Origin of the sequence: Acinetobacter sp. V2 (assembly GCF_001188385.1) — a bacterium.
Classification (GTDB): Bacteria; Pseudomonadota; Gammaproteobacteria; order Pseudomonadales; family Moraxellaceae; genus Acinetobacter; species Acinetobacter oleivorans.
Map to the genome: position 1 here is coordinate 109,729 of NZ_JZFB01000002.1, position 8,235 is coordinate 117,963.

At 36.3% G+C, this 8,235-nt stretch carries 7 protein-coding genes; 2 read left to right on the top strand and 5 right to left on the bottom strand.

All coding sequences use genetic code 11. From position 1 onward, the window contains the following. Nucleotides 1–177: 177 nt before the first annotated feature. The 3 genes from UC75_RS09325 to UC75_RS09335 all read right to left on the bottom strand — a co-directional run bounded on the left by UC75_RS09325 (nt 178) and on the right by UC75_RS09335 (nt 5,609). Nucleotides 178–1,452, bottom strand: coding sequence for a Glu/Leu/Phe/Val family dehydrogenase (locus tag UC75_RS09325; protein ID WP_004789729.1), 1,275 nt, complete (start codon nt 1,450–1,452; stop codon nt 178–180). A gap of 1,038 nt (nt 1,453–2,490) precedes the next feature. Beyond that, nucleotides 2,491–3,918, bottom strand: coding sequence for an amino acid permease (locus UC75_RS09330; protein WP_049837415.1), 1,428 nt, complete (start codon nt 3,916–3,918; stop codon nt 2,491–2,493). A 413-nt stretch (nt 3,919–4,331) separates the two neighbouring features. Beyond that, the gene (locus UC75_RS09335; protein WP_049837416.1) at nt 4,332–5,609 is read right to left on the bottom strand and encodes a hypothetical protein; all 1,278 of its coding nucleotides are present in this window, start codon (nt 5,607–5,609) and stop codon (nt 4,332–4,334) included. Nucleotides 5,610–5,736: 127 nt separating this feature from the next. Between UC75_RS09335 and UC75_RS09340 the strand changes: the two genes are divergently transcribed. Continuing rightward, nucleotides 5,737–6,525: a class I SAM-dependent methyltransferase gene (locus tag UC75_RS09340; RefSeq protein WP_049837417.1), complete on the top strand. Its 789-nt coding sequence runs from the start codon at nt 5,737–5,739 to the stop codon at nt 6,523–6,525. 26 nt (nt 6,526–6,551) lie between these two features. Continuing rightward, nucleotides 6,552–7,085, top strand: coding sequence for a hypothetical protein (locus tag UC75_RS09345; RefSeq protein WP_049837418.1), 534 nt, complete (start codon nt 6,552–6,554; stop codon nt 7,083–7,085). A 52-nt stretch (nt 7,086–7,137) separates the two neighbouring features. On the opposite strand, the gene UC75_RS09350 is transcribed toward UC75_RS09345, so the two are convergent. Together UC75_RS09350 and UC75_RS09355 are read right to left on the bottom strand one after the other, a co-directional pair. Then, on the bottom strand, nt 7,138–7,701 hold the full coding sequence (locus UC75_RS09350) for a hypothetical protein (protein WP_013196738.1): 564 nt from the start codon (nt 7,699–7,701) through the stop codon (nt 7,138–7,140). A gap of 139 nt (nt 7,702–7,840) precedes the next feature. Continuing rightward, the coding region (locus UC75_RS09355) for a Holliday junction resolvase-like protein (RefSeq protein WP_049837601.1) at nt 7,841–8,235 on the bottom strand (395 nt) is incomplete at its 5' end.

An 8,235-nucleotide genomic window follows, 5' to 3' on the forward strand; every position in this document is an offset into this window, starting at 1 on the left:
GTCGTTAAAGTTGCTTCGAGTTACAGAAATTGGCTGTTCCATGCTTACCTCAGTATTTATTTAATATATTCGATAACACTTAAATTTGAATAATTCAGAAAAAGGGGCTGAGCAAATAACCCTATAACATCCTTAACATTTGCTCAGACCACTTTTCCTAAAAGTAATTTCCGCAGATTAGCCTGGGAAAATACCACGCTCTTTACGAGCTTTTAAAATACGCTCACATGCCAAGATGTAAGCTGCTGTACGTAAAGTACAAGCGTTGCTGTTCGCTGTGTTCCAAACGTCATCCATAGCTTGAACCATCAACTTGTCTAAACGCTCATTGATTTCTTCTTCAGTCCAGAAGTAGCTCGCCATGTCTTGAACCCATTCGAAGTAACTTACAGTTACACCGCCGGCGTTACATACAACGTCAGGTACTACAACAATGCCACGCTCAACTAATACGTCTTCAGCTTTAGGATAAGTCGGGCCGTTTGCGCCTTCTAAAATCAACTTAGCTTTAAGTTTTTGAGCACGCTCAACAGTGATTTGACCTTCCAATGCAGCAGGAACAATAATGTCAACTTCTGCTGTCCAGAAATCTTCATCAGCAATTGATTGCGCGCCAGCGAAGCCGCCAATACCGCCTTGATTTGCATTTACGTGATCACGTAACGCTTCAAGATCAATACCATCAGCATTGAAAATAGTGCCTGTATGGTCTTGAACGTGTGTAACTTTCGCTTTTGATTCAACAAATAAGAAAGCAGCTTCACTACCTACGTTACCAAAACCTTGAATAGCGATTTTCGCACCTTCAATTGGTAAGTTGATTTTTGCAGCTACTTCACGACCTGTAACGAATACACCACGACCAGTCGCTTTTACACGACCTAAAGAACCACCTAAGTGAACTGGCTTACCAGTTACAACACCAGTTACTGTGTAACCTTGGCTTGTAGAATAAGTATCCATCATCCAACCCATGATATTGGCATTTGTACCAACGTCTGGAGCAGGGATATCTTTTTGAGGCCCGATAATGTGACCGATTTCAGTCGTATAACGACGAGTTAAACGCTCTAATTCACGATTAGATAATTTACGTGGATCAACACGGATACCACCTTTTGCACCGCCAAATGGCAAGTTCAAAACAGCAGTTTTAATTGTCATCCATGCAGATAACGCCATAACTTCGTTCAAATCAACATTCGGATGGTAACGAACACCACCTTTACCAGGACCACGAGACAAGTTGTGTTGTACACGGTAGCCTTCAAAGTGCTGAATAGAACCGTCATCCATTACAATTGGCACGTCTACAATAAGTGCACGTTTTGGACGTTTTAAAGTGTCGATAAACTCAGCCAAGTGGTCTAAGTACGGAGCAACACGGTCAATTTGTGCCAAGTAAGTTTGCCATGCATCGCTGTGTTCGTTTACGTATGAAAGATCTGACATCTTTTTTCCTATATACCTTCATAGACTCAGATTTGATAAATCTGTAATCTTTATTATTTAGCAACTAAAACCCTGAAATAACAGTGCTTTAGTTTATTTACTAAATCTTTTGCTCTTCTAAAGCATCAGATTTTTTAAATTCCATTTGTTGGTACTAAAAGTACGATCTACTTTTATATACCGATATCTTTTACAAGTTTTCTTTTGTCTAAATTGCTGTTTATAAAGAGAGTTTTATAAAAGCAAAAAACTAGCCACAACCCACTAAAACCAGCCGGCTGAAATATAAATACAAAAGAAGTGACATAACCGTTTGGGAGTTAAAAAGAACTATGATTTACAAAAACCATGAGTCCATAAAATTTTTTTGACTAATCGATAGATCCCTCCATTAGTCTTTTTAAAATAAAATTTGTTCAATAATCCTACAGATTAATTATTTCCACACATACTGCTTAAAATTAAGCCGCAACATAGATATAAAATCTTGCAATAAATATAGCATAGAGCAAGCTCATTTAGAACATTTTAAAATAAATAAGAAGAGAAAAAATAATCAAATCGAACTGACACTTATAATAAAAAAACAACAAATATTAAAAAACCCTTAACTTTAATAAAAAAATATTATAGAAAACACACAACCATAAATACAAAAAATGTAAATATTTTTATTAATATATAACAACAACTTAATAACTTTTAATTTTTAAAAAACTATCAAAAAATTATCTATTCTTCACATTAAATCCATATTACGTTCATTCAACCCTTATATTCCAAAAAACTAAAAACAGCTCTTTATTAAATAACAAGACTAAACATAGACTTAATCAAATATTTATAATAAATAAATATTAATAAAAATCCGATCAGTGGTAATTTTATAAAACAATATTTGTTTTTATGATCAAAAATAAAAATTCATTTTTAAAAAAAATATATAAAATCCACCCTTTTCTAATTTCCTACAGGCAATAAAAAAGCCCCAAATGGGGCCTTTAGACTATGCTTCAGAAAGCATATCTTTGCTTAGCTCTACACCGCATCTTTCTTGTGATAAAAAATGAAGTAGCTCGCATAACACACAAGAATGAAAACAATACAACAGATGAAGCCAACCTGCATCGAAGGATCAAATACCATGCTAATACAAGTAATAGCACAGAACAAACCACCCACGATTGGAGTCAAAGGAAATAAAGGAGCAGCAAAACGCAAATCTTTTGCAGTTTTACCTGATTTATACCACTGTCTACGGAAGTTAAATTGAGATACACAAATTGCAATCCATACTACAACCATGGTGAAAGCAGCAACACCCAATAAATTCTTAAAAATAGTTTCAGGTGCAAATTGCTCTGAAAGTAAACCTGGTATAGCACCCAGCATTGTGACCACAATAGCTACAATAGGTGTTCCTGAAGGTGTAAGTTTAGAAAAGATTTTCGGTAATTGGTTTTTTGCAGAAAGCGACCACATCATACGTGAAGCAGCAAACAAACCAGAATTTGCAGCAGAGAGTAAAGCCGTGATAATCACAAAGCGAATAATATCTTCTGCATATGGGATACCAATATAATTAAACACAGTCACAAATGGACTATTACTCACCTCATTACCACTTAAACCAGCAAGCTGGAATGGTAACAATGAACTAATTACAACAATTGTGCCGACAAAGAAAATCAGTAGTCGCCAAATAGCAGCATTAATTGCTTTAGGAACTGTCTGTGCTGGATTCTCTGCTTCCCCAGCTGCCACACCAATTAATTCTGTACCCGAAAAAGCAAAATTAACAATCAGCATGGTTGTAAAAATTGGAAATAACCCGTGTGGGAACCAGCCTTGGGCCGTTAAATTGCTAAACAACGGCGCAGTTTCGTGTCCGTGATAAGGAATAAAGCCAAAAATCGCCAGTAACCCCAAGCCAATAAAACAAATAATCGTGACAACTTTCACAAGTGCCAACCAAAACTCTGACTCGGCAAATAATCGCGTTGAACTAATGTTAATGAAAAAAACTAAGGCACCAAAACATAATGTCCAAGCCCAAACAGAAGTAGAGGGAAACCACTCTCGAACCAGTAAAGCTGCGGCGGTAAATTCTGTTCCTAAAGTCGCGGTCCAAGTTAACCAATATAACCAAGTGATCATATAGCCTGTACCCGGACCAATATAGCGACGAGCGTACTCACCGAATGATCCTGATTCTGGTACATGTACCGCAAGCTCACCAAGACATAACATCACGGTATAGGCAATTAAACCGCCTAAAAAATAAGAAATAATTGCGCCAATTGGGCCAGCTTGGGAAATTACATCACCCGACCCTAAAAAAAGACCTGTACCTATGGCACCGCCAAGGGAGATCATCACCAAATGTCGAGTACTCATTGCTCGTTTCAAAGGTGCAGAACTTCCATGTTGCGATGCATCATTATTCCGATAATTTAATGATTGCATATAAAAAACTGTAACGACAATTTAGTAAAAAATCATTTTAGGAGAAAAAAATAAATATGCAATTATCTTTGAATAGTGAACTTATTTTAAGCAACCCCATCCTCTTTAAATAAAATAAATAATAAAAACATAGTCTTATAAAAAAACACCGTTATTTATGTATTTTAATTAACCCGATACTATTTCTATAATTTATACATTAATAAAACCCATTTATTTTAAAATATAGTATTTATATTCACCACTGGCTATATCTACTTTTAATACAATAAATATTCGCAGAACAAATACACTATTTATTTAAATAATGAATTTCAAATTAATATACAAATAAGTTTATGAAAAAATATTTTTTAAGCAAAAAATAAAGCTCAAACCTAAAGGTCTGAGCTTTATTTAACCACTATCAAGTTTTAAAAGCTGATGGTGCTCAACTGTTCGGTAGGTTGAATTGAACCTTCCGTAAATTCACACAGCCCTTGTTCATCACAAGATAAATTCAATTGTTTATAGCTGATTGCAAAACAGTCGGAATATTTTTTGACTACAAACGGACTCATATCTGATGATAAAGGCTCGTCGTGCTTGAACAATTTAATGACTTTGCGATCATTCATTCCCAACAAATAAGTTTCATTATTTAATTTAATATGCACTACACCAGTGTGTTCAGCCACAATTGGAATCAAATAAGACTTATTCGCCAGCAGAACATCTAGAGCATAACTTTCAAACTTTGAATTAATGAGGTTGAATACCAAAATTGAGCCAAAGCTGGTCTGCAATCCTTCGTTATAATTTGCAGTGTCCTGAATTCGCTGTATTTTGATACCTAACTTTTGAAAGTCTAGCTCAGTTGCTTGCTGTGTCTTTATCAGACTACGAGTAATAGCCTGTTTAAGGGGGTTATCAAAATAACGCTCATCAAGCTGAAAATCATTTTGGCGTAATATTTTTAACAACATGTCATCATGATGTGAAAGTACATGCGCAAGTACATTACGGAAGTAAAACTTACTTTGTTTTTTTACCTTGCGAACCTGCTGATAAAAATAGATTTCATCGAAATCATGTTCAATAAAATCATGCAATAAACTCGAACTTGCTAATACAGACAATGCTTCATGACCAGTAAATGGTAAATGAATCGTATGTAAGCTTGGTAAGAGCTCTTTTATTTTTAGATAATGTTCACGGTCAGTCGAAAAATAAGGGTCATAAACAATGACATATTCACGTGCTGCATCGACATCTTGCGACTGGATTTGCATGTCTTTATTTGCCACAGCATCGAAAAACTCAGCATAGCGTCGATCTTCAACCTGCTCAGGATCAATTGAATATTGAGGCACAAATGCAATCACACGGTTCATATTCAATAAATTAGAATATTTGATGGCTGCATAGCCGCCCATTGAACCGCCATAACCCACAATATTTTTAAAGCCTTCTAGAATAGGCGAAATCGCTTTTGCCAGCTCAATCATGCTCGCTTGAGGAAACCATGATTTTTGTTTTGGCATTACCCCAATAATATTATATTGGTATTTAATTAGGGACTTTTCAGCATTGATAGATAAGCCACTCGCTCGGGTAATCAAATCGCCAAAAGAGAGAACCAATGTATTAGAATCGCCTGGTAAAAAAATGGCTCTAATGTGTTCGTCTTCAAAAATAATTTGCTTATCCATGCTCACACCGAAAGAAAATTTACTCCCACATACAACGTCAAAAATGAAACAAAATAGGTGTTTTGCCAATTTATGATTGCGGAGTATCTTATTTTATAGATGCCAGTCAGATTAAAAAGCGCAAAATATGACACAATCCTTACATCCTGCCGCTCAAAAAGGCTTCAGCTCAGCTGCTGAACTATATCAGCAAGTTAGACCTAATTATCCCGCAGAAATAGTAAGTTGGCTGCAAAATTGCCTACAAATACAGGAAAACTCTACTGTTATCGATCTTGGATCGGGTACTGGCAAATTCTTACCCTACTTAAAACAAACACATGCAGATGTTATTGCAGTTGAGCCAATTGGCGAGATGTTACAGCAGCTTCAACAAGTTTATCCTGATATCAAAACATTACAGGCTTTTAGCCATTCGATTCCTGTAGCAGACCATGAAATTGATGCCATTATTTGTGCGCAATCTTTCCATTGGTTTGACAACCTTGATACCCTAACAGAAATGTATAGAGTATTAAAACCACAAGGACATTTAGGACTTGTTTGGAATCAACGCGACGAGCGTACGGATTGGGTGAAAGCCTTAGCTGATTTTCTACTTCCTCTTGAAGGAGACACGCCGCGTTACCATAGTGAAAAGTGGAAACGTGTGTTTGAACAACAAGATTTATTCGTATTTGATAGCCTACAAACATTTACACAGTCGCAATGCGGTCCTGTCGAACAAGTCGTGAGTAAACGTTTACTCTCTACGAGTTTTATTGCTGCAATGACCGAAAAAGATCAGTTACAACTCAAAGCACAGTTTGAAAAAATTGTTTATGATTTTACGGGATTAGGTCCTCAAGATCAGATTGATTTTCCATATGTCACATATGCATATCACTTTCAGAAAAGTACGTTACCCGTTAAATAATTAGTGAATAGGTTTGGTTGAAAGTTATGAAGAAGAAAACACCTCAAGTCATATTAATGTCTTTGCTTTGCTCTAGCCTATTACTTACTGCTTGTAAAAAAGCGGATGAGCCTGCTAAGACGGAGCAACCGTCTGCCACTTCACCTACAGATCAGGTTTTAGAAAAACTAAATGAAAGACCGGTTAAGACGTTCCCTGACACTGCTGATGATGCACACGATATTGCACTTTTAGAGGACTATGACCGCCGCTTTACAGAAATGAGCGACGAGATGGAAAATGAGTTAGCAAAAATGCATGAAGCGGGAACACTCACAACAGATTTTGAACAACAACGTACACTCGATAATGTGCGCTCTGCTCTGACCATGTTAAAAGATTTAGATTTAAAAACTGAGCAAGGACGTTACATTCAGGGATTACTTTATCAATATTGGGAAAACCAAGAAAAACACTATAGCGATAAGCACGCGACTAAAGATGAACAGATCAATGATCTTGCCGACTATTTACAAGCGCAAAATCAATTAAAGTATTGGAAAGCATCGCAACAGAAATAAATATTACATTACTTATAAAAAAGCCTTCATATTTCTGAAGGCTTTTTTCCAATTATATATTTTGCTTTTCAACCCAATGAATTGCCTGAACACGGAATAATTCACATGCACCATCACCTGTATCGGTTGGTGTAAGTGAAGATTTCCAGACTAAGTTTTTGTCTTTAATCTCGACAAGATCCCCTTTTAGATAAACGAGATCACCACGTTTAACTTGTTTAATCTGTTGAGCAATTTCAGGGTTTGCAGGAATGATGTGCATGTTAGACACCATTTGCATTGCTTGCTCTGCGGGAACAGGTAATTTAGGAATTTTCCAGTTTAAATAACGGTCATATTGTTTCACTGAAATATGACGCGCAATTTCAGGCTGCGCAAACAATCCCCAACTTACCGCATAGTCGATAGGAGAAAATTTAGCTTGTTCATCATTTTGATAAACTTTTGAACCCAAGATTCTGAAATTTCCTTGAAAAGGTTGTAATACAGAAATAGATTGATCTTTTTCTATCGGGTTCAAACCATTGGCAATATTATATTCACTTGAGGTCGATGCAAATGCTGAACTCATGCCAATAGCAGTCAGCAAGCCCATCATCAAACATTGTTTTTTCATCGCGTTACACCTCAAATATTGCTAGATCAAAGTGAATAGATCTTCAATTTATAGTAGCTGTAAGCGATGAAAAAAATATCGGAATTTAGTAACAATACAGATCAATTTCGTCTATTTTTGTGCTGAATTAAACAGCTTGTTAATCTTCAAAATCTATTCTCAAAGTTTCAAAACGAACCTTACCTTGTTGGACCGCTTGGGCAATCGCCTGTTGGCCTTTAGTGAGCCTTGCACCACCACTTTTTACATCAAGTAGAATAATATTGATGTCTTCTGCCGTCCCATCACCATCACGAAAATCGGTATATCCATCAAAGATAATATAGTCCACCGGATCGCCCATGAATTTTGCATCGCTGGGTAGATACTGAAATTCAGGCAAAACTGGAGCAAATTGTTCTGCCATTTTTCCTTTCAACACAGCACGACTTGTATTTACACTTCTCTTTTGTGCTTGAGTAAGAGCTTGTTGATGCTCTAATTCAAGTTCAGCAATATATTGCTCATATTCAGCCTTAATTCGTCCATTCCGAG